The following is a 26,070-nucleotide window of genomic DNA, read 5'->3' as shown; positions in this document are numbered from 1 at the left end:
TATCCTACTAGTAGATGTAGCGAAATGTTGAAACCAAGTGAATCCAAGCAGAGCCAATAACGTGCATTATTGGATTACCGCTTTCAACAATCACACTCGCGCGTGAACCTGAGATCATCGAAGGATCCAATTCATTAACGGTAATGCGGGTACGTACTTTCTGTTGCTCACGGATCCAACGCGTATCATTGGTCACGCTAGACAGTTTGCCATTGGCGTTATTGGTGTCGTAAATCGCACGCTCTTGGCTACTCACTTCACCCGTAAAGACTTTGCCCGGTAGCGCATCAAAAGAGACCAAAACTTCGCGGCCATTAGTTAGCTTATCAATGCCTTTCTCATTGAAGTCTGCACTGATCCACGCATGAGCTTCATCCACCAGCAGTAATGATGAAGTACCTTGAGTGATATAACTGCCCGATTGCAATTGTAAGTTGGTCACGACACCTTCCGTTTGCGCGACGACTTGAGTGTGGTCTAAATCCAGTTCCGCACTGGCGAGTTTTGCTTCTGCCAATTCAATGGCCGCTGTGCGGTCTTGGGTCGATAACTCAACTTCAATGCGTTTCACTTCCGCGTTCGCAGCTTCAACCGCACTACTCGCAACTTGTGTATTGGTGATTGCGTCATCAAGATCTTGTTCCGTCGCGAGCCCTTTGTTACGCAGTTTTTGGTTACGTGCGAGTTTCTGTTTCGCGTTGTGGTATTCGAATTCTCGTTGGCTTTGAGTTTGTTTCGCTGCTGCTAATTGCTGCCATTTAGCTGAATCAGAGTCACGCGCTTGATGCAGTTCAGCTTTCGCTTGTGCCACTTTCAATTGGTAGCTGCTGGCATCGATAGCAAATAATGGCTGACCTTTTTCAACCAACTCGCCATTACTAACCATGACGTCAGTAATTACACCGGACACTTCTGGCGCGATGGTCGCCACGTTGCGATACAAAGTCGCTTGAGTGGTAAAAGGGGAAACATTATCTGAGGTGACTAAAAAAGCGGAGAACAATGCTGCCGCTGAAAAAACAGTGTAAATCGCGTATCTATAAAAATTTTCGTTCATGCTTGTGCCTAGTTTTCATTCATTATGACGCGCCGCGCTCACGGCTTATTCGATTCTCTTTTCTACGAAAACTAGGTTATAACCATTCACAATTGGAAAATATAGCCAATAAAAGAAGTGTGGGTTCCACATTTGGAAAGGTTGTTGATTTGTACCGATTTCGCTCAATGGTTGAGCGAAAAGGTCAGATAAGGGGGTATTGAAACGTTAGAAGACTGAGTCAAAGGGAGCTTAAGAGGAAATTAACAGTGGAATCTCACACACCAACCCAAATTACTTTCCTTGATCCTGTAAGTATTCAATGAAAGCTGGAACCTTTTTCGCTATGTGCTTTCTTGATGCATAAAAGGCGTATAAGACTAAGTCTTCAGGTTGATATTCAAGTTCTATGATCTCTAGTTCGCCTGTCTCGATCTCGTGACGACAGAGTTCGTCAGGGAGTATCGCAAAACCCAAACCAGCCAATGCGCCTGCTTTAGCAAGTTGTCCACTATTCACTTTAAACGCAGATTTTACTCTTTGAGTAATCACCTCACCAGTTCCGTTCTTAAATACCCATGGCGTCCCGTTTAGCGCGGTAAAGCTATTAATACACGGTACATGTTTCAAATCCGTAATTTTAAAAGGCTTAGAGGATGTGCGAAGAAGTTTGGGGGAAGCCACAACAATGCTAGACCAGCGTTTAATCTCTTTCGCTATCCAATTGTTATCCTCAAGTTTCCCTCGATGAAAACTCAGAATAACGTCAAATCCATCGAGCAAGTCCTCTTTAGGACTGATGCTTGTATCGCAACACAATGAAATAGAGGGGTATTTGGTGCAAAAGGAAACAACGGCTTGAGCGAGTTCCTGTGAATCAGGCATTAGAATGTTGAGCTGCCCCACCACATGACGTGAATGCTGCGTTACCTCAGTAAGCGCTTCGTTAAGCTTGTCCAATAAAGGCTGAGTACGTAAATAAAGGTGCTCACCTGCTTCTGTCGGGGCTATACGGCGAGTCGTTCTATCGAACAATCGAGCATCTAACTGCTCTTCTAATAAAGCAATGTGACGACTTACATTTGAGGTCGGCAAACACAAAAACTCCGCCGCTCTTTTAAAGCTATTATTCTCATAAACACAATGAAAACTTTTTAGCCATTGTTGGTCAATCTTCTCAAGCATTCCCATTAATCTCATCCATATCAATAATCCGCCCACACCAACAATCCCATAAAATAGGATTATAAAGCCAATATTAAGCACTTTATTACCAAAAACAGGCTTATACAATGCTCATCATTAAAGTGAACTGGATAAGGTTTCCAATGAATTGGTTAGAAAAGCTATTAGATAAGAAAAATATAATAAGTACCCGTAAAGCTTCTATTCCTGAAGGGGTATGGACTAAGTGCTCTGCGTGTGATCAAGTCTTATACCGATTAGCCCTTAGAGAAAACCTGGAAGTCTGCCCAAAGTGTGGTCATCACATGAGGATGACAGCACGCTATCGTTTAGACAGCTTCTTGGATAAAGGAGTGATGACTGAAATTGGTAGCCAGCACGAACCACAAGACTTACTCAATTTTAAGGATCAGAAACGCTACAAAGAACGTATCTCACTTGCTCAAAAAAGCACGGGCGAGAAAGATGCCCTAGTCGCTGCAAAAGGAGAACTGTTGGGGCTTCCGGTAGTGGCGTGCGCTTTCGAATTTTCGTTTATGGCAGGTTCAATGAGCAGCGTTGTTGGGGCTCGCTTTGTTGACGCGGTTAACTCAGCCATTGAGGCTAATTGTGGATTAGTCTGTTTTTCGGCTTGTGGTGGAGCACGCATGCAAGAATCGCTAATGGCATTAATGCAGATGGCTAAAACCAGTGCAGCGTTAAAGCGACTATCAGATGCAAAGCTCCCTTATATATCTGTGTTAACCGACCAAACCTTTGGTGGAGTCTCGGCAAGTATAGCTATGCTTGGTGACATCAATATAGGTGAACCTAAAGCGCGAATTGGTTTTGCTGGTCGCAGAGTGATTGAGCAAACGGTACGTGAAAAATTACCTGACGATTTTCAACAGAGTGAGTTCCTACTCGAGCATGGTGCTTTAGACATGATTGTTGATAGACGTGAGATGCGCGCCCGAGTAGCTAAGCTAATCGCAATGATGACCAACACTCAGATTCAAGTTGATCATTAAAAACCTCCCCCTCTAGCTCCCCCTCAAATGACCAACAACGATCTCTTTAGATTAACGACCGAGGGGGAGAACGTTCTTTATCGCTGAACATACAACTACACTTGTAACGTTCGCATTCAGTTCCTCCCCTACGATCAATAGGAGATTGAAGAAGTAAGCCGCACCCAGTTACATTCCATTGGATTGCTTAATTTGCACTGGCTTCTTATGGTTAAAATGCCTATTGTACAAACCATAAAATTATAGAGACTCGCGGCCTTTGCCACAGAGACTCTCCATTTAAAGCGAAAAGACTTACTATGAATTTTGATATCAATGCACTGAAACACCACCAACTGGTCGAAGATGGTCAATTAGAAGGGTGTTACATTCATCAGCCTGTGCAAGGCAGTCAACCAGATGACAAAGCCGTTTTAGAAGAGCGCCAAGCGCTGGAAAGCCAAGGATATAAGGTGGTTCAGGTTAAAGCGAAAGGCGGAACAACAACGTTTGCCGAGGCTATGCAAGAGCTTGCGAAAAAGACAGGCCACCAGCCAAAATAGCAAACGAGTGGATAGAGGGAGTTACAAAGTTTGCTAACAGTAGTCCTTCGAGCCCCCCTACCGCGCGATCTCAATATGCGCCATTTCATACTGACAACAAGGGCTGTAACTGGTGCTTTTTTGAGTTAGTTAGCTCTTATTGTCATAACCTCCCCTTTCATGTTTCAAAGGGATTGCTTTTATCCGTTGACAACTCATAACACTTGACCTGTCTACAGGTAACGACTTTAGAATGATTAACCTTATGCTTATCATGACTAAAGAGGCACATTTCGTTGTACCAATTACGAGACTTACAGCAGTCAAAGATATTTCAGCTCTTCGACCATCTACCATCGACAACGAAAGGGATCACTCTTGCCCTTATATCTACAGCACTGTTTACGATCGTTGGGGTATTTGTTCGACAGCTCAGCACAGACTATGACACCTTTCAGATCCTGTTCTTTCGCCAGCTCATCTTTATGTTGTTGCTCATGCCTGCGATCAGCAAAAATATCGGCGTGCTACTTAAGCCCAACAAAATATCGCTTCACCTACTAAGAATACTAGGCGCTTTTACCGCTCTATATTTTGGCTTTATTGCAGTAAGCAATATTCCATTTGCTGACGCAACAGCACTTGGTTTCTTGCAGGTGCTTTTTGTGGCTCTAATCGCTCATTTCGTGTTGGCAGAGCAGATCACCAGCAGTCGAATTTTCACGATTGTGGTTGGATTTATCGGGGTAATGACGGTTGTTCGCCCGACCTTTGCTGCAAGCCATAACCTTTATGTTTTATCTGGCGTGATTGCCGCACTAGGCGCGTCGGTAGCGGTAGTGTGTGTTAGGAAAGTGGCACAGAGCGAACCCAAGATAACATTAATGGCATACCAAGCTCTGGCAATTGGTTTGATGACATTAATACCAACCCTTTACTTATGGCGCACGCCAACAGTCGAAGACTTCATGTTACTGCTGTTAGTTGGCCTCATCTCTTCGTTTGCTCAGTATGTTGGTATCTCTGCATATAAATGGGCACAAGCCAACATCATTGCCAATGTTGAGTATGTAAAGATTATCTATTCACTTATTATTGGCTTAGTTGTCTTTTCTGAAATTCCTGATTTATGGTCAATGATTGGCGCACTGATTATTCTTATTAGTGCATTGATTCCATTGATTTGGTCTCACTATCAAACAACCAAAGAGGATAGCCCTAAGTGTTGAGCATCAAACAATTTTGTGAGCAACTTGAGGTATCTCGAACAACGGTTCTCTACTACGAGCGAAAGGGGCTAATCACTCCCGCGGCTAGAGCATCTAACGGTTATCGCCAATATGGCGAACGAGAGCTTGAAAGGTTTAGAGCAATACTTACCTATCGCTCTTATGGTATTCCCGTCAGTGAGATTGGGAGCCTGCTACACCTATCTCAGGACGAAAACCGAGATACTGTACTAAGACAACAGTTTGCTGCCCTTGATCTAGAAATTCAAAAGTTGCGCCAGCAACAACAGTCCATTATGGCGTTACTCAAAGAGCCTGAACTTCTTAATCAAGGCCTACTCACCAAAGAGCGTTGGACAGAAATACTTAAAGAATCAGGTATGGATGAACAGGGTATGATCAATTGGCACAAACGCTTTGAGCAGATGGAGCCACTAGGACATCTCAAATTCCTTCAATCTTTAAATATCGATGAAGATGAAATTGAGCAGATAAGGGCGTGGTCACGAAAGCCATGAGGTATTGATATAAATTACCCACATTCCACGAGTTAAAGGCTATTAGGTGATTCATCGACGCGTTTTTCTAGGATTTGTTCTAGATTGGTTTATTGTTATTACCCGAATACCTAAAGGCCTCGCAGTTCGAGGCCTTACGTTTTTCATTTAACGTTTACAGCTACCCTACTTCACTGGCTTCTCTTGTTAACTTCCCTTACTGACCTAAGTTATTGAGTAAGCTGACTGAACTTAGGCAAGTTCTTTACAAACCTCTGGTGTACATCCATATAAGTTTGCATATAGATTTCATCGATATTGTCACCACTCGGGAAGCTGGATGAGAAATCGACGTGCTTACGGTCAATCGATAATTTAGCGGCCTCGACAATATGAGCGATGAACATTCTAGGATCTTCCAAGCCGATAGAGATACGCATTGTGGTCGGTTTGATGCCTGCTTCATTGAGCGCTTCATCACTGAGTTCTGAGTGCGTAGTCAGTGCTGGGCACAGCGCCACGGTATTGGTTTGCCCTAAGCTCACTTGCATGCCGATAGCGGGCTCAAGCATGTCGAAGAACTGTTTAAAACCATCTCGATTGATTGGCGGACGATCGCCGTTACCTTCCATATCGATAGTGAAAAGCGCCGCTGGTAGTCCCAAGTACATGTTATTCTGGCAGTGTTGATAGTTGTCACTGTCTGGCAAAGCTGGACACGACACATTGATGTCTGGGTGAGCATCAAAGATCTTCGCGAGAGTCAGGGTATTAATCGTTTTTTGCACCACGCGCATCTCATAGGTTTTCATGCCATTGAGCACTTCAAACGCTTTGTCTGCATCTAAGAATGCGCCCTTAATGTAGTACACATTCCAAAACAGCGTTTCGTTCCATGGGATTTTGGCCTCATCACCGTTGGGTTTGGTGAAAATCACCTCCTCTCCTTTTGGCACAAACATAGTCTCATTGCGACCAATCACAACCCCAGCGGTTGTGGTACCAGAACCCGCCAGTTCTTTGGTGTAGGAGTGAATCACATAATCTGGTCTTTCCATCACATCATCACGTTTCAGTACTGGATGCAGCAATGGAGTCCCCACTGTCGAGTCAACAATCACATCCCAACCACGAGAGTGACCAGCTTTACTGATGCTAGCAACATCCAACACGTATCCATGCGGGTTACACGGTGACTCTAGGTAAACGTAGATTTTCTTACCCGCAGCTAGGCGGTCTGCGTATTTATCGGCAACTTCATCAAGGCGCGTCGCAAACTCATCCCCGGAGTAACCATCCACCCACTCTACCGCGACATTCAGATTCGACGGCTTGCCAAACCAATCTTCCAACAGCTGGTAAGAACCGCCGTAGATATTGCGTGAGGCCAATACTATGTCTTCATGCCCGAGCAAATGGCTCAGCAACCCATCAATGGCCGCCATCCCCGAGTTAAAGTTCCATGCGAGGTACTCATTGGCTCTAGATCCTGCCTCAATATCAACCATGTGGTTTGCCAGTGAGATCGATGTTGGGTTAAGCAGTCGAGAGTAGATATCGTGCAGCGGCTCCTTACCGTTGAACGCATCTTCAATCCATTCTGTACACGCAAACAAATAGGTCGCGGTTCTTGTAATCACAGGGCTAGCAGAGAAAATAGCGGCAACATTATCGAAGATAGGATACGCCCCTTTTGAAGCAAAATTACCATTATTAGTCGCAATAGATTGGTAAGTCGCGCGCATTGGGTTTTGCAGATTATCGAGGATCTTCGCGATCTGGAATGACAAAAAACGTTTGGCGTTAAACCAAGCGATTCGGTCACTCTTGTCGAGTTCTGAAAGTCCATCAACCGTCAGTGCCCAAAGGTCGTGTGTCTTGGTATTGGCTTTGTACAGTGTCGTCGCCAGTTCGATAAGCGTGACGCCATAATCACTGTTTGGGTCGATACCAAAATGCTTTGCTTGCTCAATGGCAAGGGCTTCTGCTTGTTCGTGTTTGGTGGTTTTACGTAGCGGGCTAAGTTGAGTTGAAGTATTCATAATTCCTAAGTCATTCCATGCTTGTTGTTCCTCCTTTAATTTTAGTTTTGCACCGATGTTAAAAATTGCTATTTGCGAAGTAAGACATACACTTTGAGCAATAATATTGCCAAATAAACTTCAATATTGATGGAATATGCTAATGGATGAGATCGACAAGAAAATACTGGCTGAACTGCAAAACAACGCTCGCCTGACCAATCAAGAGTTGGCCGACCGCGTAGCGTTGTCACCCTCTCCTTGCTTACGCCGAGTTCGAGCACTAGAGAAACAAGGGATCATTCGTGGCTATCACGCTAGCGTAGATCAAGAAGCGTGTGGCTTACCTGTAAATGTGTTTGTGTTGGTGAAACTTGAAAAGCCGACTGAAGAGAACATGCGCGACTTTGAACAGCACATTGAAGTGATTGATGAAGTGTTAGAGTGCTTTCTGATGACAGGCAATCACGACTACCTATTGCATGTAGTGAGCGAGTCACTCAAAAGCTACGAGCAATTTATCCGCAAACAGTTAACCCGCCTGCCCAATATCGCGTCTATAGAATCCAGCTTCGCATTTGGTCAGGTAAAAACTAAGACCAAGTTGCCAGTAAGGTAATTAGAAACGACTTAGTTTAACGGTTCAGAAGGCATTGGATAGTCATCTCCGATTATACAAACAAGCGCGCCACCAAAGGCTTTGTCGTAACGTACTTTTCCGGTCGTATTAGAACTTTCGAGACTCGTATTGCCATCGACAATCTGATTAATTTCTTGTGCCACTTTTGTTGGTACTAACCAGATACAAGCCGCAAGAGAACAAGTTGATGACGACGATTCACAACCTGTCTCGGAGCTTCCTCGTGCCCATTGACTACCCTTTTCCTTAAGCAGTAATTGCGTTGCTATGTAATCTGGGTGATCAATGTACTGATCACCTCCTATCCATGTATCCTCATAAGGTAGGTATGGTCCTTGCCATGTTGATAAGCCCGGATTTTCAATTAAGTGATTGATGTTTAAGTAGCCGAAGTTCGTATCGGTATCGGAAGTAATAGGAGGCAGAGAGCCGTTATCACGAGAATATTGCTCAGCAGCATCCAAAACAGCATTAAGTTGGCCGATTAGAAATTTTGCCTCGTCGACACGGGACATACGGTTCCCGAACTGGTTGTAGATAAAAAAAGTGGCAATGAGAATGATCAAACTAAGCGACGCAAGTTTCCACTTTTTCACCTGGCGCAACAATTTCAACATGGCTTTCCTATCTCTCATCTAAAAGTTCTTATAACGTAATGGTTGCTCTAGCCTTGGGAAGTGGCTCTAGCCTTAAAATTGGTCTAGATAAAGCACTGGACTACCAACACAGAAGCCACTAGAAACTAGAAACTACTATACGACTGAGGGAGGCGTTTTTCTTCATCCCAACCCGATAGCTCAATATTGATCAATGATTTGCGCTGCTCATTACACAGTGACGCGATATTGATGATAGGAAGTTGGCTGCGAAACTGCGCGGTGAGTATCACCTTTTTACCGTCATGAAGGCCGCTTCGGCATTGCGTCAAAGTCACTTCAGTATCTAGCTGGTGTGCGTTCTCGATAATCTGAATATCAGCGTTTTTTTGATAGTAACTTGTTAGCCAAGAGATAGCCTGATCTTCTATGCTTGTGAGCACGATGACATCTTTTGTGGCCACCAGATCGTTGAGTTCAAGTTGTTTGAGTTCCGTTTCCATAAATACTCTCTTCGTCGAGTCAGTGACCTATCACATTAAAGTCGGTTACCCAGTTTAGCCAGTGCCAAATGGTAGCCTCTGTCTATCATCTCTTGTGAACGATCAAACTCTAAAGTGCCACAAGCATTGCGTGGGAGTTCGAGCGTAATATCGGCGGGATAAGCGGCCAGTTTTTGGCGAGCAATGGTCGATTGCATTGCATCAAACGCTTGGTTAGCAATGTCGTAGGCCGCAAAATTGAAGCTCATTTTACTTTTTACACTGCTGCCTAGATTATCGATAAAATGAACAACCTTCTCATGCAGGTTACTCTCTTTCGTTGGCAGGGAAACCGGTATCACTTCCTGTTGAAGCATTTCAGGTTCACCACCTAAGTTCACAGCTAGTGTAAAGTCTGTGTTGTCACCAAAGGTAGGCGCAATCGGCACGGGATTAAGCACTCCGCCATCAATCAGCTCTTCGCCATTGATGACATGAGGCGTGAAGAACAATGGCAAAGAGATAGAGGCACGAATGGCATCAAACAGAGAGCCTGATTGCAGCCAAACCTCTTTTTCATCGGCGACGTTAGCGGCAACGGCGGTATAAGGGATGGGCAGATCTTCAATTGAAATCTCGCCGATCAGTCCACGCAGTGTGTCGATGATCTTGTCGCCTTTGAACATACCACTCGATTGCCATGAAAAGTCCAACAACATCGCCATGTCACCTTGGTCGATACTGGTGACCCACTCTTCAAATTCATCCAACTTGCCCGCAGCGTAAACACCACCGATAAGTGCACCAATTGAACAGCCAGAGATGGATTTGATCTGATAGCCATGCTCAATCAGCCAACGGATCACTCCAACGTGAACCAAGCCTCTTGCGCCGCCACTGCCAAGTACCAATGAGATCGTTTTTGCCATCGTATCAATCCTTTAATTCATCAGCTCTTCAAAGCTTTAGGCAAAAATTATATCACCTCGTATAACTGTACGCAGTGTAATGCTTTGAAAAGGCTTAAAGTCGCTGGTGAACATCTTCATTTTGGGATAGTAAAAATTATCTTCTAGCGTATACCTTGGTCTCAGACGACTGAACAACGTTGAAGGGTGTTTCACCATCCCCCCCTCCAAAACGCCAGAAATCACTGATTGGTGGACGTTATCTGCCGCTTTAGCACCAAGCATTTCTTATTGGATCTTCGTTTATTACCAATAAAGCTCATCACCTACAAATAAACAGACACATACTATCTACCGAGTCTAATACTAGTCGGCTTGCTCTACGACTAATGTCTAACCGACTGAGTCTATTTGTTTTTTTTGGTTTGGTATAAGGTACTAACAACTAAATGTTAATGAATCTTTAATTATAAGTTGACGCATTGTTTGCGCTTCTGCGTGAGTAAACAACGTTTGTTGGAATAACACACCTTAGAGTGTGAACGAAAGGAATCAAAATGAGCACTACTTTAGAGTCCGCACATATACAAACAGAGAAGCCTCAAGCCAATGAGGATGAACTCACCTATGAACAACAACATAAACCAAGCTCAGAGTTTGAATCCCGAGAACAGTATCTAGAACACGAATTACAAATCATGTCGCCTAAGCGCTGGCGTCCCAATTTGCCGTTTAAAGATTATCGATTTGAGATAGAAGACACCATCCCAGCGATGGCGGCGACCATTGGTAAAGTGGTTATGGTAGGTGCGATTGCAGCCACCTTTGCTGGAGCTCTCGGGTTAAATGAAGATTTTATTCTAGAGAACGTTCGATACGAACTCCTCATCGCCTCTGTTTTCATCATCCTTTTCTCTGGTTTTCTACTACCAACGGCCAACCTCGCAGGTACACACGGTCCACTCATTCCATTGATTCCGATTGTGGTTGCGGCTGGCGGTCACCCAATGGCTTTTGGCTTATTGATTGGCGCGTTTGGCCTGCTGTTAGCCATCAGTAAAGGCGGCAGTATGTTGGCTAACCTCACCAGTAAAGGCGTTTGTGGTGGCTTGCTACTCTACCTTGGCTTTGTAGGAACCGCTTCTCAGGTAAAAAAACTGTTCGCTTGGGCTGAAGGCATCGGCATGAGCCACATCGCTTTTGTCGTGATCTTCTGCACCATTATTCTGTATGCGCTATTGGAACACTTCCGCAAGCGTTGGTTAGCGGTACCTCTTAGCTGCTTGTTGGGTGGTACGATTGCATTTGCCATGGGTGCGCCATTCGCTTTCCACACTGAGCCAGGCTTGCCTAATATGAACCCTATGTATTGGTGGGGAGAAGATACAGGTTGGATGCTAGGTCTACCGACGATTGAGCACTTCATGGTGGTATTGCCGTTTGCGATTCTAGCAGTAGCGATGTGGTCACCAGACTTCTTAGGGCATCAAGTATTCCAAAAGATCAGCTACCCAGAGCGTACTGAAAAAGTACACATGAACATTGACGACACCATGACCACTGCGTCTATTCGTCAAACGTTTGGTTCTCTACTTGGTGGTACTAACTTTACCTCTTCATGGGGTACTTACATCGTACCAGCGGCGATTGCTAAACGCCCTATTCCTGCGGGCGCTTTGCTCACGGCTCTGTTTTGTATCATCGCCGCGGTTTGGGGTTACCCGATGGATTTAGCTATCTGGCAACCGGTACTGTGTGTCGCGCTGATTGTTGGGGTATTTGTGCCATTGCTAGAAGCGGGAATGGAAATGACGCGTGAAGGGAAAACCACACAGTCAGCAGCGATTGTTGTATTTTCTTCAGCGCTCGTTAACCCTGCATTTGGTTGGGCTCTCACCATGCTGTTGGACAACTTAGGCTTAGTTGGTTGTAAAGAACGTAGTAGCGAACTGAGCAAGATGAGCCGTTGGGTGCTGCCAGGCATTATGTTTGTTGTGCTAACAAGTGTGATGGCGTTGGTTGGCCTTCTACCAGGGATTCCAGCGATTATCCCAAGCTTTCGTTAAGCTAGATTAATAGTTAACTTCGCTAGAAATACAAAGGCCTCGTACATGCGAGGCCTTAGTTTTTCTATCAAGGGTTAATAACCCTACTTCACTGGCTTTAATTCATTCGGGTAATGAAGGTTTGCTCGTCATCGACAAAAGCCACGTAGTCGCCGTGATAGATGAAAACACGCCCTCTGCCCTCAACGATACACGCCAGTTGTGGGTTCAAATCTTCTTCAAGATCTTTGCTTTGGTACGTGCCAGTATCTGTGATCACGCCACGGAGTTTAGGCAAAAACCCACAGCTGCGCTTGGCTTGATCGATCAAGCTTAATTCACTGCTAATAGAGAAGTATGACGGGATAGGACCAGCATCTTCGATAAACATCGGTTTCAATTCTTCAAAAGCTGTAATCACCAGCCAGTCGATGCCGTTCACATGATGGATAAACATTGTTTATAAATACCTAGATTCTCGATAGTTCTAATGCGGGGATTCTATCACTATCAAGTGTAGAACGTGGGAGAAATTGAGTTTTGCTCGGAACACAAGAAGTCCCCGCTATCGCGATGCATCAATTTTTCTATCGAACGGTTCTAGTATCAAAAACTCCCCCTCTAGCGCCCCCTCGAATCAAGTCAGCCGACCTCTTTTGATTAACGACCGAGGGGGAGAACATTCTTTGTCACTGAACATGTATCTGCACTTGTCACGATCGGTATTAAGTTCCTCCCCTTTCCTATGGCCAACAAGAGATTGGAGATGTAAACCAAGGGGAGGTTAGGAGGGGATTGTCACGTGCAACTACCCTATTACACCAGCGTAACGTTGAGTTGTGCTAGAACTGGAAAATGGCTTGCCCCTTCAATGTAGAAAACACTGCAAACCCTGATGTGTTTCTTGTTCACTTTCGAGTCCGTCAATGTCAAAATATTCTTGCTAAAAAGGTAGAAAAGTTTATAGTATTTTTTAGCTAAACTTGAGAATCAATATGTCATTACAGAAAAAACAATCCAAAGTATCACTGAACATTAAAATTTCATCAGACTTAGATGTTCGTCTTAAACGAGCTAGAAAAGCAGCACGTGAACAGGGGTTGATGTTCAACGTATCTCAAGAAGTTGAAAAGTTTCTTGAGAAGGAAATAAAGAAAGTAGAACGCCAACTATCAATCGATGAAGAGATTAAGAATAACCTCGAGGATCTTGGTGGGCTTAATATAGATAAAATGATGAAATCAATGGATTAATCAAAAACAACAAAGCGTGGAGATAATTATGGGCACAATAATCGGACTGCTAATTTTAGCTGGCATCACTGTATTCCTAAAGCGTCAAACGGGACTTCATTTGCATGAGTGGATTGCAAAAAAATATAAAGATTCTCAAGACAAAAAATAATGGACTCTATCAGAGTGACAGGCTCCATCGATTTGACTAAAAAAACTAAGGCCCCGTAATCGCTAGGCCTTGGTTTTATCTTCTAACGGCTAAACTATCTTTTAATAACTACCGCACCCAACTTCAACGCTTTCATCAACGTTAGGTGAACTGCTTTGGTTACTCTAACAATAGGAAATGACCAGTCAGATAAATGAGTGTCGCTATTGGTTCTGTAGCCTATTGAATCCATTAATTCGCTGATGAAGCTGCGTGCCCATAGTCAACGACACAAACAGGCTAATCAAAGCAATCACTGCTCCTGTAACAAACACCCATTGATAACCAGACATCCAGATGATTCCCAACAAAAATGGTAAGAACACCGCTGCAATATGGTTGATGGTGAATGACAAACTCGCCGTTGAAGCTACTTCATCTTCCCTAATTGTCTTTTTAAAGTAAGTGTTTAAAGCTATCGCAAAACTAAAAATGATACTGTCGATAACATACAGCCCTGCTGCCGCATAATGATCATCCACAAATGCGTAAGATAGGAATACCAACACTAACGCGGCATACTCAATGATCAAAGCGAGCCTCTCTCCTACTCGATCGATAAATCTCCCAACATACGGCAGAGCAAGAGTCGCTGCTAAGCTGGAGACCATAAACAGAGCGGCCATCATCGCGATCGAATACTGAAATTTGGTCACCATCAGTAAGCCAGCAAATGCCACAAAGATCTGTCTTCTTGCCCCACTCAAAAAGGTAAGAATGTAATAGGTCGTGTACTCGCGTCGGACAATGAGTTTGGTGTGTTGTTTAACCTCTGTATGAGTATTTTTAAACGTGACCAAGTAAACCGCTAGCCAGAAACATATTGCTCCACAAGTAAAGAAAATGGCCTTATCTGAAACATCAAACAGATAGCTCGCAACCATAATGCCTAGAAAAGTCAACATTGAGACAAAAGAGGCTGCAGAGCGAATCTTTCCCATTGATTCACTGAAGTTCTCAGTCGCTAACAATTGTGTTGAGAGTGATTTGTTCACCGCTTCTAAATAATGGAAACCAATAGACATGATCGTCGTGCTGAAATAGAAGCCATAGATCGAAGGCAGATACCCCGTTACTGCAACACCTAGCCCTAATATTGCAACCGACAATACCGCGACTCTTTGTTCCGACGCGATGAACAACAGAAACAAAACAGTAAATGAGAGCAATCCTGGGATTTCCCTAACACTCTGCAATACACCCACATCAGCACCGGTCATACCAACAGTATCGACAGCGAAGTTATTCATCACAACTCGCCATCCAGTATTCGCTATCACTGACGCGATAGCGATAATAACCAACATCGCAAATGAGCTTCGCGATGTTAAAATCCTAAGCCAGAGAGTCATTTAAGCCGCCGATTCTAAAAGAAAATCTTGAATATGGTCATACATGAATAAAGCCGTTCTTAGTTTTCCGTTCATATTCAGATCCTCAAAAACAGTGGTATGTTCTGAGCTTGGTAACGATATGCAACTAAGACAAAGAACACAGAGACAATACAACCAGTTAACGAGTTGTTACACGATCATTTTTAGAATGTTACTTCTTGAGATTGGTAAGTATTCAGAGAGGTTTTACTTATTTGAGAGATTCATTGGAGGTTGTTATTGGTCATTAAAAATACAGCTGCACAGGCAACGATCGGTATTCAGTTCCTCCCCTTTCCCGCTACCAACAAGAGATTGGTGTAGTGGTCAACAAATTCCGGACACTGACTTAAGCCGATTTTCGGCATTTACTGGCGACAGCCCATCATTTGCTTGATGAGGCCGCTGCCGATTGTAGTAACTCATCAGATAATGGCTGATGTCTTTCTTAGCTTGAGCTTGTGTCAGGTAACCTGTTGCTGGTACCCACTCGGTTTTCAAGCTTCTAAATAGCCGCTCCATGGGAGCGTTGTCCCAACAATTACCACGACGGCTCATGCTTTGAGTTATACGATATCGCCAGAGTCTTTGGCGATATTTGCGGCTGCTATATTGGCAACCTTGATCTGAATGGAACATCACGTTCTTCGGACATCCTCGTTGCTCCCAGGCCATGTCCAAAGCTTTAGATACTAATTCAGTATCGGGCTTATCGGATAAAGACCACCCCACAACGCGTCGGCTAAATAGGTCAAGCACTACCGCTAAATAGGTCCACTTCGAACCTGACCAAATATAAGTAATATCGCCACACCAAACACGATTCGGAGTACTGACAGAAAACTCACGCTTCAGTAGATTTGGAATATCTGGCCTTTCTACTTTTGCATGTCTATATCGATGCGAACCTGGCTGTTTACTCATTAAATCAGCTTCACGCATTATCTGGCGAACCTTGAATCGTCCGGCTTTTATGCCTTCTTCGCTCAGCATCGAGACAAGAGTGCGGCTGCCAGCAGAGCCTCGACTCATGTTGAAGAGTTCTTTAATTTGGCTAGCTAGACGAATGCGACTGGCATCCGGCTTGCGTTGCTTAAACTCGTAGTAACAAGACGAAGCTACGTTGAACAGTTCGCAAAGCATTTTGACCGATTCATGCTCCCTCAACTTGTCTATTAACGAGAACGTTCGAGTTCGTCCGACATTAAGAGATCGGTGGCCTTTTTTAATATGGACTTCTCTCGTTCTAGCCGGTTAATCCGGGCTTCTAACTCTTGGATTTTCTTTTGCTCAGGCGTGAGGGCTTTAGCCGTTGGAGTCATCCCACCTCGCTCAACTTTGAGTTGGTCGACCCATCGCCGTAAAGCCGTTTCACCTACGCCCATAGAGTTAGCTGCTTCAGGTATGGAGTACCCTTGCTCAAGAACCAAACTTGCAGCATCTAGTTTGAACTCAGTAGAAAATGTACGTCGTTGTCGTTTTGTCATTGAACACCTCATTTATGGTGGAGACTTTACCACCTAATTTGGTGTCCGGGATCATTAGACCACTACATGGAGATGTAAACCAAGGGGAGGTTAGGAGGGGATTATCAGCCGATTCCACGAGCATCTGTCTAAGCTCCAACCATGAATGAAGATCGGTGCCGTATCCCCCCACTCCTAGTTTTACCATACGCAATTTTTCCACCAGCGTGAGATATCGTAATTCCGTACTTAACCATTGAATCATGAGCCATGGCATTCATAGGTCATACCGACATTAAAATAATAGCCATAGTTTTTTTAATGTAACTGTGTGTCGACGCTCACTTTTCCCCATATGCGCAACTCGTAATACAACTGATAGACATATAAAATATCACACATAACGAATCAACTAGTTGCATTGGTTGTATGAAAGTAGAACCCAATATTCATAACAAATGTAATTGCATAACAGAGCATTCACACAAATGACCTTAGAAGTAAAAAAAAGTACGCCAGACCCGTCTTGGGGATGTGAATACGATGAGTTATTTAGTCAAATAGACATGGGTAAAGTACAAGTTTGTCTAGTAAGAGTGGCAGACTTACGCAAAGTAGCAATGGAACTAATTACCAAAGTCCAAGATACTTCATGGATGACAAATCTGGATCCGGGTGCTAAGCGAAGCTATGACCGCACAGTTGCTGATACAGCCGAAGCGTTGGTCGAAGTATTCAATGACACCCTAGCAACAAGTACTGTTGGAAAAGAATTTGGTGAAATAATGGTTTCAATTGGGTCAACTAAAGCTTTAGAAGTTATCTTTGACCACAATGTATTGCCAATTTCCGAACTTTGGAAACCGCAAGTCAAGCAAAATGAAGGTTTTGACTTTCATACTGTATGTTCAAATGAACTAATAAATTTCGGAGAGGCTAAGTTTTCTTCAAAAAAAAGCCCTCATGGTAATGCAATTGATCAAGCAAAGGGCTTTATAGAAAATGAAAAACACCTCCGTGATAGGGTTCACTTACGTGATCTCGTTTCCGCCAATGCAATACATAATCTAGATGATGACAGCTATGGTGTAGTCGCTTCCTTTTCAATAAATGCTGGTAACCCTCTGCTGGTTCTCAAAAATGCTATAGATTCAGCTACACAATCACTTTCCTCTGAGAAAATCAAATCCGTTTATTTAGTCGGGGTGACTCATTGAATATAAAAAATATTATTGAAGCTTCAGACCCTCGAGTAGGCTTACAGGCATTATTAGATCACCTCCACGAAATTGGTCCTGAAAGTTCCGAAATACTTGAACATTTGAGCTATTACAAAGTGTTTCATGAAGACTTGTTCAGTGAATTTGAAGAAAAGATCATTTCGACTCTTGGTTTATTCTACAAAGTACTGGAACCAACAAACTTTTATTCATTTGTTCTAGGCGGAGTAGGCAAGCAGCACCATCAAGATTACGGGGAGTATTTAACTCCGGTACAAGCTAGCGTGAGAAGAGCTGTAAATGATAATCAGATCATTTCCATCTCTGCACCTACGAGCGCAGGAAAGTCTTATTCAATTAGAGATTTCATAGCTGAAAGTGTTGGTGATGCCGTCATAGTCGTACCATCTCGAGCCTTGATAGCTGAATATATAAACACAATGAAACAAAAGTTTGCTGGCGATAAAAGAGTTATGATATCCGCTTTTGTAGATACAGTATTTAACTCACGAGATCTTCGCCGGATTTTCATACTAACTCCAGAACGAGCCAGAGAACTATTTAATACAAATTCCAATCTTAATATCAGTGTATTCTTTTTCGACGAAGCGCAAGTGTCAGAAGAAAAAGAGCGCGGTGTCATTTTCGATGTTTTAGTGAGACGAGTTAAAAAGAAATACCCTACCGCAAAAATAATATTTGCCCATCCATTTGTTGAAAACCCAGAAGCTCAGTTAACAAAACATGACTTCCCTGTCGAGCAGGGATACTCACGTTCTTATACACACGGAACGGTTGGTAAAATTTGTATTTACCAGCACCCGAGTAACAAGAAATACTATTACTTTTCTCCGTTTGTCGATAAAGGTCATCAAATAAAAAACTGTATTCCATACGAGAAAAAATTTGTCGACTTTGCTTTCAATGGTCAAAACACGATTTTGATCTATGTATCAAAATCATCTATTTACAATGGGAAGTACCTAGAAAGTTACAACAAACATATTGAATCTTTTGATGACGTTACATCGGAAGAAGCACTAAGTTTAATAGATACCATTGAACATCTGTTAGGCGCAAATGCGAATGAGCACAAATCAGACATGGTTAATTTACTTCGAAAAGGTGTAGTAATACACCATGGATCCGTTCCCTTGGAAGTAAGATTTCTTGTCGAAGAGTTAATTAGAAAAGGTTTCGCAAAGCTTTGCTTTGCGACTAGCACACTAGCTCAAGGTGTGAATATGCCGTTTGATATCGTGTGGTTAGATAACATGAGAATAATGGGGGAAAGTGAGCAAGAGCGAGCATTAGCTTTTAAAAATCTAATAGGTCGAGCAGGTAGGTTATCAAGTGATAGAAAATTTGACTATGGTTATGTTTTCACAAAAAACCCACAGCTTCTAACCGCAAGAGTTAATGAAAAATTTGTTCTTAAAGAAGAGTCTTTAATCGATACATTCGGAGAGGAATGGGATCCAGACTTAGCGGAACTCATCGATTCAATCAAAAACAATACATTCGATGATGTCCTGCAAGCCCCTCCAACTAAAATAGAGCGGCTAGGAACAAACGAAAATTTAAAATATTGCCGTGCAATATTAGACTTGTTATATGGTCAAGAAGAATTTAAAGATGTATTGAGAGGAAAGAAAAACGCTCAAAATAGAGAGAAGATAAAAGCCTACTTCCAGTTTTTATTCGAGTCATCACTTGGCCGCGTACTCTATGATGGGGAAAATGCAGTATTCTCTCAAGCAATTTCTATTTTCCTACAAATCATTCAAGGGAGAACATTTAGAGAAATCGTTGGCCTTAGGTTCGCGATGATATCTAACAAAGAAAAAGGGAGGAATGGCTTCGCTAAGTTTTCTCAACCAGCAGAAAGACTACCAAAAAGTACTCTAACAAACACATATTCTTTATTTGATAAAGGAACGAAAGCAAAAGATGTTAGCTACGATGCTATTGTGTTCGATACATATGATTATGTTGATCAAGTTATTTCCTTCTCACTAACTGAAACATTTATAACCGCATTTAAGGTTTATAGAGAACACACTCTAGATTACAGGGCAGATAAGATTATTGAGCTGTTGAGGTATGGTACGAATGATGTAGTCCACACTATGCTTATGCGATACGGTTTTGCTCCTGAAGACGTCGCCGATTTATCACCGTACATACAACTAATTAATGAAGAAGATATTATCTTCAAGCCAATGATAAAAGATGCACCTCAATATATCCAGGACATGGTCGATTGGTACTTGCCTTAAATGTGAAGTCTTGAGCAACATCTCTTACACATGAACAAAAAAAGGCCTCGCAATGCGAGGCCTTTGATTGTTCTATCTATCAGAGGAGATTAGTCGCGAAGTGCTGCGCCGAATTTCTCTGAGATTGAAGCTACGATAGCATCTACTGAACCAGCGATGTCTGGTGCGCTCTACAGACTGTAGGCTAAGTGCGATTGGTTTAAGCTACTTTTTCCCTAAAATGCCGTAAAAAAATAGATGCCCTACACTTTCCATGTATTGATGCCCCTTTTTCAAGAAGTCTGGGTCTTTATAGATAATCATATTGGCGTTCATAAAATCTACAATCGCTTCTGGCTGCAAATGAACGGCAACCTCACCTTCGTGCTGCCCTTGCTTAACAAGAGCAAGTAAAAATGGGATTTGTCTTTCTTGAACAAACCGCTCATAAATTTTCATAAGAGCGCCACTTTGCCAATCAAAATGCTTTAAAGCGTTCTTATTGACTTCGTTTCCCTCTCCATCACCTAGAGCAAAAAATTGTTTGAGCTTGTCTTGAAAGGAAGACTCTAATTCAAGAATTGCCTCTACCGATTCAAAGGATTGGTTTAAATATTGAGTCACCACCAATTCAACCAGTGCCTCTTTCGAGCCAAAATAGTTATAAATACTCACTTGTGAAACTTTAGCTTCTTTAGCGAGTTCAGCAATACTCGTGCTGGCAGGACCTTTGCTAAAGAACAAAGTTTTAGCTGTGCTAATAATCTGGTCTTTCTTTTGTTCTGCTCGGCGCTGAAATCCATTAGTTGTCATAGTCCCTCCAAGTTATGAAGTCTATCTTACTTTTATTTCATAAATTTGACCAGATGATTGTTTTGACGTATTTTATGAAATATCCAACGTACATATTTCATAAACCAACTTGGAGTACTTGATGAATTTCATGCTCCCATTTGATAGAAAATTAGGGGCTTTAGATGAAGGTACTATTGTTGACTATCGGTTCTCGTGGCGATGTAGAACCGTATATCGCTTTAGGTAAAGCGTTAATACAAAAGGGGCACCAAGTAGATTTATGTACAGCATCTCGATTTCAAGGGTTCGTTGAAGAAAGTGGTTTAACCTACAGATACATTAATGATGACTTATTCAAGTTAATGGATAACGGTATATTTGAAAACATGGGCAGCTTGTTTAGTGGGATAAGAACGGTAGTCAAATTGGTTAAAAAGGCGAAACCGCTTAACCGCCAAATGATCATTGATAGTATTCACGCCGGGCTAGAATCAAAGCCCGACTTAATCATTTACCACCCAAAATGTTTGGCTGCCGTATCCATTGCAGAGAAGTTTACAGTCCCTGCTGTAATGGGAGTTCTGCAACCAATGATAACTAAAACCAGTGCTTTCCCCCCTGCAGGGATTCCCAACTTAGGTTCATTAGCAAATAAGCTTAGTTATCGACTGATTAACTTAGGCTACTCCCAGTATTCAAAAGAACTCAATCAACAACGTGCCGAGCTTTTAGGTTTACCCGCTTTGAAAAAAAATACGGGAATATTGTCACACAGTAGCGGCAAACCAGTCCCCGTATTACATGGGTTTAGCGAACAGCTAGTACCTCGTCCAAACGATTGGACTTGTGACGCAACGATCACAGGGTATTGGCAATCAAAAACCGACCTAAATGATTACCACCCCTCAAAAGAACTGGTGGAATTTTTATCTCATGAATCAAAACCTGTTTATATTGGTTTTGGCAGTATGACTGGAAAAGATCCCGCAAGAACAGGGAAAATGATCGTTGATGCAGTGACCAAAGCTGGCGTTCGGGCAATCCTAGCATCAGGATGGGGAGGTCTAAAAGTGGACGCATTGCCAAACAATGTATTAGTGATTGAGTCTGTCCCACATGATTGGTTATTCCCAAAAGTGGCAGCTGTTATACACCATGGGGGAGCAGGTACAACCGCAGCGGGTCTTTCGGCGGGTAAACCAACATTGATTTGTCCTTTTTTTGGTGACCAACCATTCTGGGGGGCTCAAGTTGAACAAAAAGGGTTAGGCCCTTCACCGATTAAGCAGAAGAAGCTTACGAGCGACAATTTAGGTAAGGCTTTGATTGAGTTAGTGTCCAACCAAGATTTCAAGATCAATACGAATAAACTCGCCAAGGAACTTTCACATGAAAATGGTGTTGATACGGCGATTACTTGGATGGAGACTCGTGGGTTATTAAGGTGATTTTCGTACCGTAATAAGTACACAAGTAGAACATTGAGAACCATAATCCGGATATCTAAAACTCTGAATAACCTTCGGGTACTCTAGTTATTCGTTAAATACTAATTAAATCACGGACATCTAACTTTCTAGCGATGAGTTGCCACCTACTCTAACCTATCCACATACAAAAAAGGCCTCGCAATGCGAGGCCTTTGGTTTTCTATCAATCAGAAGAGATTAGTCGCGAAGTGCTGCGCCGAATTTCTCTGAGATTGAAGCTACGATAGCATCTACTGAACCAGCGATGTCTGCATCTTCAAGTGTGCGCTCTACAGACTGTAGGCTAAGTGCGATTGCTAGGCTCTTCTTACCTTCTTCAACGCCTTGACCAACGTATACGTCGAACAGTTTAGCGCCTGTTAGGAATTCGCCACCCGCTGCGATACACGCTTCTACGATGTCGCCAGAAGCGACTGCTTCGTCAACAACGACTGCGATATCACGACGGTTTGCAGGGAACTTAGATACGGCTACTGCTTCTGGAAGCACGCGAGTGTTGATAGCTGCCCATTCGATTTCGAATACGATAGTACGGCCGTTAAGACCAAACTTACGCTCTAGTTCTGGGTGAACAGTACCAATGATACCCACTTCTTTGCCGTCTACTACGATAGCCGCAGTTTGACCTGGGTGAAGTGCTGGGTGCTTAGCAGCTTTGAAGCTGTATGCGATTTCGTTTGCAGAAAGCTCAAGAACGGCTTCTAGGTCACCTTTAAGATCGAAGAAATCTACAGTGTTAGTTGCAATGTCCCAGTGCTCTTCGCCACGAGTACCAGAGATAACGCCCGCAAGCATCATTTCTTGGCGCATGCCGTTTTCAGCAGTTGCTTCAGGGATGAAACGTAGGCCTGATTCGAATAGACGAACGCGAGACTGTTGACGCTTCTGGTTGTGAACAACTGTGTTTAGAAGACCTTGGATTAGGCCAAGACGCATTGCTGACATGTCCGCAGAGATTGGGAATGGCAGGATTAGCGGCTCAACACCAGGTACAACAAGTTTTTGCTGTTCTGGTTCTACGAAGCTGTATGTGATTGCTTCGTGGTAGCCACGGTCTACAAGAAGGTCACGAACGCGCTTAAGCGGTTGGTCAGCTTCTTTGTGGTCATTCATTTTAAGTGCCGCTTTAGGCGCTTGATTTGGAATGTTATCGTAACCGTAGATACGACCTACTTCTTCAATTAGGTCTTGCTCGATTGCGATATCGAAACGCCAAGATGGAGACGTTGCCGTCCAACCTGCTTCTGTCGTCTCAACTTCACAACCTAGGCGAGTAAGAATTTCCACTACGTCTGTAGATGGGATTTCGTGACCTAGTAGGCTGTCTAGCTTAGCGCGACGTAGAGCAACTACGTTTGCTTTAGGAAGATCAGCTTCAGATTCGCTGCCGTTTACTGGCGCAACTTCACCACCACAGATTTCAACTAGAAGCTGTGTTGCACGCTCCATTGCTGCTGCTTGTAGAGTTGAATCAACACCACGTTCGAAACGTAGAGAAGAATCTGTGTGTAGGCCGTAAGCACGCGCGCGACCACGGATGTGATCCGGTGCGAAGAATGCAGCTTCAAGAAGTACGTCTGTTGTTTCAGTAGTAACACCTGAATCTTGACCGCCAAAGATACCAGCGATTGCTAGTGCTTTGCTGTGGTCAGCGATAACAAGTGTGTTGCTGTTTAGTTCAGCTTCGTTGCCATCTAGAAGTGTTAGTTTTTCGCCCTGCTCTGCTAGACGAACCACGATACCGCCTTCGATCTTAGCGAGATCAAATGCGTGCATTGGTTGGCCTTGCTCTAGCATCACGTAGTTTGTGATGTCTACCACTGGGTCGATTGAACGGATACCACAACGACGCAGTTTTTCTTGCATCCAGATTGGAGATTCCGCTTTCACGTTTACGTTCTTAACCACACGGCCAAGGTAACGTGGACAAGCATCAGTTGCTTTAATTTCAACAGATACTGTGTCTTCAATGCTTGTTGCAACAGCTTCAACTGTTGGCTCTGTAACGTCTGCACGGTTTAGTACACCAACTTCACGAGCAAGGCCACGGATGCTGAAGCAGTCTGCGCGGTTTGCTGTTAGGTCTACGTCGATAGTTACGTCGTTAAGCTCAAGAAGCTCACGAACGTCCATACCTAGCGTTGTGCCTTCTGGTAGCTCAAGGATGCCGTCAGACTCTACGTCGATACCTAGCTCAGAGAAAGAACAAAGCATGCCATGCGATGGAACGCCACGTAGTTTTGCTTTCTTGATTTTGAAGTCACCAGGAAGTACTGCGCCAACTGTTGCTACTGCTACAGTTAGGCCAAGACGACAGTTAGATGCACCACATACGATGTCTAAAAGTTCTTCTTCGCCGATATCAATTTTTGTAACTTGTAGTTTGTCTGCGTCTGGGTGCTGACCGCACTCAACCACTTTACCTACTTTAACGCCGGTGAATTCACCAGCAACAGGTTCTACATCGTCAACTTCCAAACCAGCCATAGTGATTTGGTGAGCTAGCTCTTCGCTGTTAATTGCAGGTTTAACCCACTCGCGTAGCCAAGATTCACTGAATTTCATAGTTTTGACTGCCCCGGATTACTTGAATTGTTTAAGGAAACGAAGGTCGTTCTCGAAGAACGCACGAAGGTCATTTACGCCGTAACGAAGCATCGTTAGACGCTCTACACCCATACCGAATGCAAAACCAGAGTATTTCTCAGGGTCGATGCCAACAGAGCGAAGTACGTTAGGGTGAACCATGCCACAACCTAGAACTTCTAGCCATTTGCCATCTTTACGTTTCACGTCAACTTCAGCTGAAGGTTCTGTGAACGGGAAGAATGAAGGACGGAAACGCACTTCAACTTCTTCTTCAAAGAAGTTACAAAGGAAATCGTTAAGAATGCCTTTAAGTTGTGCGAAGTTTACGTTCTCATCAACTAACATACCTTCCACTTGGTGGAACATTGGCGTGTGAGTTTGATCGTAGTCGTTACGGTAAACACGACCCGGAGCAATGAAGCGGAATGGCGGTTTGCCGTTTTCCATCGTACGGATTTGAACACCAGAAGTGTGCGTACGTAGCATTAGATCAGGGTTGAAGAAGAAAGTATCGTGATCAGTACGAGCTGGGTGATCGTCTGCGATGTTTAGTGCATCAAAGTTGTGGAATGCATCTTCGATCTCAGGGCCAGACTCAGTGCTAAAGCCAAGCTCACCAAAGAACTGTTCGATACGCTCAACTGTGCGAGTAACTGGGTGAAGACCACCGTTCTCAATGCGACGACCAGGTAGGCTCACATCGATAGTTTCTTCAGCTAGTTTCGCTTCAAGCTCTGCACGTTGTAGTGCGTCTTTGCGAGCTGCGATCGCTTGTTGAACAGCACCTTTCGCTTTGTTGATCTCTTGACCAGCAGTGCGACGCTCTTCAGGTGGAAGTTTACCTAGGCTTTGTAGTTGAAGAGTTAGTTCACCCTTCTTACCTAAATACTGAACTCGCACTTCATCAAGTGCGACTAACGAATCTGCTGTATCAATAGCAGTCGTTGCATTAGCAATGATCTCTTCTAGATGTTGCATCATTTCCTCATCTACCAGTTGGTAGTGTCCGTATCGGATGATTAGTTTTTTTAGATAGCTACACATAGTAATCAAACACGCAACCAATGCCAAATTGAATCGTTAAAAGAGCAAGTTATTGACTAAAAACACGGCAAATTTAACAGGATATTAATGAGGATTAAGAGGAAGTGGCACAAATACGAGTACCACTTGTTTATTTTGAAGTGAGTAGCACTCAAAAACTAAAGCGAGCTAGGTTTTAGATTTAAAGCTGCTAGGTTCTAGAATCAAAGCAAATGGCGCACA

General features: G+C 43.4%; 22 protein-coding genes. 10 read left to right on the top strand and 12 right to left on the bottom strand.

All coding sequences use genetic code 11. From position 1 onward, the window contains the following. Window positions 1–7: 7 nt before the first annotated feature. Window positions 8–1,057, bottom strand: a complete 1,050-nt coding sequence (locus tag HRQ85_RS17735; protein WP_050650111.1) for an HlyD family secretion protein — start codon at window positions 1,055–1,057, stop codon at window positions 8–10. Between the two features lie 273 nt (window positions 1,058–1,330). Further along, complete coding sequence (locus tag HRQ85_RS17730) at window positions 1,331–2,227, bottom strand: LysR family transcriptional regulator (protein ID WP_172380291.1); 897 nt, start codon at window positions 2,225–2,227, stop codon at window positions 1,331–1,333. A gap of 137 nt (window positions 2,228–2,364) precedes the next feature. Here HRQ85_RS17730 and accD point away from each other — a divergent pair, with 137 nt between their 5' ends. The 4 genes from accD to HRQ85_RS17710 all read left to right on the top strand — a co-directional run bounded on the left by accD (window position 2,365) and on the right by HRQ85_RS17710 (window position 5,499). Then, window positions 2,365–3,231 carry an acetyl-CoA carboxylase, carboxyltransferase subunit beta gene (gene accD / locus HRQ85_RS17725; RefSeq protein WP_172380263.1) on the top strand — a complete coding sequence of 289 codons (867 nt, stop codon included), beginning with the start codon at window positions 2,365–2,367 and terminating at the stop codon, window positions 3,229–3,231. Window positions 3,232–3,530: 299 nt separating this feature from the next. Further along, a complete protein-coding gene (locus tag HRQ85_RS17720; RefSeq protein WP_048611711.1) occupies window positions 3,531–3,773 on the top strand; it encodes a hypothetical protein in 243 nt (80 codons plus the stop codon). 308 nt (window positions 3,774–4,081) lie between these two features. Then, complete coding sequence (locus HRQ85_RS17715; protein WP_172380290.1) at window positions 4,082–4,981, top strand: DMT family transporter; 900 nt, start codon at window positions 4,082–4,084, stop codon at window positions 4,979–4,981. Continuing rightward, complete coding sequence (locus HRQ85_RS17710) at window positions 4,975–5,499, top strand: MerR family transcriptional regulator (protein ID WP_172380262.1); 525 nt, start codon at window positions 4,975–4,977, stop codon at window positions 5,497–5,499. The genes HRQ85_RS17715 and HRQ85_RS17710 overlap by 7 nt, the downstream gene beginning before the upstream one ends. Window positions 5,500–5,708: 209 nt before the next feature. Here HRQ85_RS17710 and HRQ85_RS17705 read toward each other — a convergent pair whose 3' ends face one another. Beyond that, on the bottom strand, window positions 5,709–7,520 hold the full coding sequence (locus HRQ85_RS17705; RefSeq protein ID WP_172380261.1) for a PLP-dependent transferase: 1,812 nt from the start codon (window positions 7,518–7,520) through the stop codon (window positions 5,709–5,711). A 142-nt stretch (window positions 7,521–7,662) separates the two neighbouring features. Between HRQ85_RS17705 and HRQ85_RS17700 the strand changes: the two genes are divergently transcribed. Continuing rightward, window positions 7,663–8,118, top strand: a complete 456-nt coding sequence (locus HRQ85_RS17700) for an Lrp/AsnC family transcriptional regulator (protein ID WP_050634531.1) — start codon at window positions 7,663–7,665, stop codon at window positions 8,116–8,118. 11 nt (window positions 8,119–8,129) lie between these two features. Here HRQ85_RS17700 and HRQ85_RS17695 read toward each other — a convergent pair whose 3' ends face one another. From HRQ85_RS17695 to HRQ85_RS17685, 3 genes are all read right to left on the bottom strand, one after another. Next, window positions 8,130–8,756 carry a type II secretion system protein gene (locus tag HRQ85_RS17695; RefSeq protein WP_172380260.1) on the bottom strand — a complete coding sequence of 209 codons (627 nt, stop codon included), beginning with the start codon at window positions 8,754–8,756 and terminating at the stop codon, window positions 8,130–8,132. A gap of 125 nt (window positions 8,757–8,881) precedes the next feature. Further along, on the bottom strand, window positions 8,882–9,238 hold the full coding sequence (locus HRQ85_RS17690) for a hypothetical protein (protein WP_050634533.1): 357 nt from the start codon (window positions 9,236–9,238) through the stop codon (window positions 8,882–8,884). 35 nt (window positions 9,239–9,273) lie between these two features. Continuing rightward, on the bottom strand, window positions 9,274–10,146 hold the full coding sequence (locus HRQ85_RS17685) for a patatin-like phospholipase family protein (RefSeq protein ID WP_172380259.1): 873 nt from the start codon (window positions 10,144–10,146) through the stop codon (window positions 9,274–9,276). 536 nt (window positions 10,147–10,682) lie between these two features. Between HRQ85_RS17685 and HRQ85_RS17680 the strand changes: the two genes are divergently transcribed. Further along, a complete protein-coding gene (locus HRQ85_RS17680) occupies window positions 10,683–12,191 on the top strand; it encodes a DUF3360 domain-containing protein (protein ID WP_048609131.1) in 1,509 nt (502 codons plus the stop codon). A gap of 97 nt (window positions 12,192–12,288) precedes the next feature. Here the strand turns inward: HRQ85_RS17680 and HRQ85_RS17675 are convergent, their stop codons facing one another. After that, the gene (locus HRQ85_RS17675) at window positions 12,289–12,627 is read right to left on the bottom strand and encodes a cytosolic protein (protein ID WP_172380258.1); all 339 of its coding nucleotides are present in this window, start codon (window positions 12,625–12,627) and stop codon (window positions 12,289–12,291) included. A 538-nt stretch (window positions 12,628–13,165) separates the two neighbouring features. Between HRQ85_RS17675 and HRQ85_RS17670 the strand changes: the two genes are divergently transcribed. Next, window positions 13,166–13,423, top strand: a complete 258-nt coding sequence (locus tag HRQ85_RS17670) for a hypothetical protein (protein WP_017085640.1) — start codon at window positions 13,166–13,168, stop codon at window positions 13,421–13,423. 354 nt (window positions 13,424–13,777) lie between these two features. On the opposite strand, the gene HRQ85_RS17665 is transcribed toward HRQ85_RS17670, so the two are convergent. Continuing rightward, entirely contained in the window at window positions 13,778–14,920 is a 1,143-nt protein-coding gene (locus tag HRQ85_RS17665) for an MFS transporter (protein ID WP_172380257.1), read from the bottom strand. A gap of 393 nt (window positions 14,921–15,313) precedes the next feature. Continuing rightward, a protein-coding gene (locus tag HRQ85_RS17660) for an IS3 family transposase (RefSeq protein ID WP_172380256.1) occupies window positions 15,314–16,473 on the bottom strand; the annotation gives its coding sequence in 2 pieces (ribosomal slippage) (window positions 15,314–16,215 and window positions 16,215–16,473; 1,161 coding nt in all). A gap of 467 nt (window positions 16,474–16,940) precedes the next feature. Between HRQ85_RS17660 and HRQ85_RS17655 the strand changes: the two genes are divergently transcribed. After that, window positions 16,941–17,669 carry a hypothetical protein gene (locus HRQ85_RS17655; RefSeq protein WP_172380255.1) on the top strand — a complete coding sequence of 243 codons (729 nt, stop codon included), beginning with the start codon at window positions 16,941–16,943 and terminating at the stop codon, window positions 17,667–17,669. Then, the gene (locus HRQ85_RS17650) at window positions 17,666–19,951 is read left to right on the top strand and encodes a DEAD/DEAH box helicase (RefSeq protein WP_172380254.1); all 2,286 of its coding nucleotides are present in this window, start codon (window positions 17,666–17,668) and stop codon (window positions 19,949–19,951) included. Before HRQ85_RS17655 ends, HRQ85_RS17650 begins: the two co-directional genes overlap by 4 nt. Before the next feature lie 204 nt (window positions 19,952–20,155). Here HRQ85_RS17650 and HRQ85_RS26495 read toward each other — a convergent pair whose 3' ends face one another. Further along, window positions 20,156–20,743: a TetR/AcrR family transcriptional regulator gene (locus tag HRQ85_RS26495; protein WP_444823273.1), complete on the bottom strand. Its 588-nt coding sequence runs from the start codon at window positions 20,741–20,743 to the stop codon at window positions 20,156–20,158. Between the two features lie 179 nt (window positions 20,744–20,922). On the opposite strand from HRQ85_RS26495, the gene HRQ85_RS17640 reads away from it, so the two are divergent. Beyond that, entirely contained in the window at window positions 20,923–22,173 is a 1,251-nt protein-coding gene (locus tag HRQ85_RS17640) for a glycosyltransferase (protein ID WP_172380253.1), read from the top strand. 219 nt (window positions 22,174–22,392) lie between these two features. Here HRQ85_RS17640 and pheT read toward each other — a convergent pair whose 3' ends face one another. Both pheT and pheS read right to left on the bottom strand, forming a co-directional pair. Continuing rightward, window positions 22,393–24,780, bottom strand: a complete 2,388-nt coding sequence (pheT, locus tag HRQ85_RS17635; RefSeq protein WP_172380252.1) for a phenylalanine--tRNA ligase subunit beta — start codon at window positions 24,778–24,780, stop codon at window positions 22,393–22,395. Window positions 24,781–24,798: 18 nt separating this feature from the next. Then, window positions 24,799–25,782 carry a phenylalanine--tRNA ligase subunit alpha gene (gene pheS / locus HRQ85_RS17630; RefSeq protein WP_004734764.1) on the bottom strand — a complete coding sequence of 328 codons (984 nt, stop codon included), beginning with the start codon at window positions 25,780–25,782 and terminating at the stop codon, window positions 24,799–24,801. Window positions 25,783–26,070: the final 288 nt, after the last annotated feature.

Source organism: Vibrio sp. Vb339 (assembly GCF_902751245.1).
Classification (GTDB): Bacteria; Pseudomonadota; Gammaproteobacteria; order Enterobacterales; family Vibrionaceae; genus Vibrio; species Vibrio coralliirubri.
The sequence above is the reverse complement of the archived record's forward strand: the minus strand, read 5'-3'. Positions and strand labels throughout refer to the sequence as shown.

Excerpts from the sequence above, each read along its gene's own strand:
- HRQ85_RS17735 (WP_050650111.1), bottom strand. The coding sequence starts at position 1,057 with ATGAACGAAAATTTTTATAGATACGCGATTTACACTGTTTTTTCAGCG.
- HRQ85_RS17730 (WP_172380291.1), bottom strand. The coding sequence starts at position 2,227 with ATGGGAATGCTTGAGAAGATTGACCAACAATGGCTAAAAAGTTTTCAT.
- accD (WP_172380263.1), top strand. The coding sequence starts at position 2,365 with ATGAATTGGTTAGAAAAGCTATTAGATAAGAAAAATATAATAAGTACC.
- HRQ85_RS17720 (WP_048611711.1), top strand. The coding sequence starts at position 3,531 with ATGAATTTTGATATCAATGCACTGAAACACCACCAACTGGTCGAAGAT.
- HRQ85_RS17705 (WP_172380261.1), bottom strand. The coding sequence starts at position 7,520 with ATGAATACTTCAACTCAACTTAGCCCGCTACGTAAAACCACCAAACAC.
- HRQ85_RS17700 (WP_050634531.1), top strand. The coding sequence starts at position 7,663 with ATGGATGAGATCGACAAGAAAATACTGGCTGAACTGCAAAACAACGCT.
- HRQ85_RS17695 (WP_172380260.1), bottom strand. The coding sequence starts at position 8,756 with ATGTTGAAATTGTTGCGCCAGGTGAAAAAGTGGAAACTTGCGTCGCTT.
- HRQ85_RS17690 (WP_050634533.1), bottom strand. The coding sequence starts at position 9,238 with ATGGAAACGGAACTCAAACAACTTGAACTCAACGATCTGGTGGCCACA.
- HRQ85_RS17685 (WP_172380259.1), bottom strand. The coding sequence starts at position 10,146 with ATGGCAAAAACGATCTCATTGGTACTTGGCAGTGGCGGCGCAAGAGGC.
- HRQ85_RS17680 (WP_048609131.1), top strand. The coding sequence starts at position 10,683 with ATGAGCACTACTTTAGAGTCCGCACATATACAAACAGAGAAGCCTCAA.
- HRQ85_RS17675 (WP_172380258.1), bottom strand. The coding sequence starts at position 12,627 with ATGTTTATCCATCATGTGAACGGCATCGACTGGCTGGTGATTACAGCT.
- HRQ85_RS17670 (WP_017085640.1), top strand. The coding sequence starts at position 13,166 with ATGTCATTACAGAAAAAACAATCCAAAGTATCACTGAACATTAAAATT.
- HRQ85_RS17665 (WP_172380257.1), bottom strand. The coding sequence starts at position 14,920 with ATGTTGGTTATTATCGCTATCGCGTCAGTGATAGCGAATACTGGATGG.
- HRQ85_RS17655 (WP_172380255.1), top strand. The coding sequence starts at position 16,941 with ATGACCTTAGAAGTAAAAAAAAGTACGCCAGACCCGTCTTGGGGATGT.
- HRQ85_RS26495 (WP_444823273.1), bottom strand. The coding sequence starts at position 20,743 with ATGACAACTAATGGATTTCAGCGCCGAGCAGAACAAAAGAAAGACCAG.
- pheT (WP_172380252.1), bottom strand. The coding sequence starts at position 24,780 with ATGAAATTCAGTGAATCTTGGCTACGCGAGTGGGTTAAACCTGCAATT.
- pheS (WP_004734764.1), bottom strand. The coding sequence starts at position 25,782 with ATGCAACATCTAGAAGAGATCATTGCTAATGCAACGACTGCTATTGAT.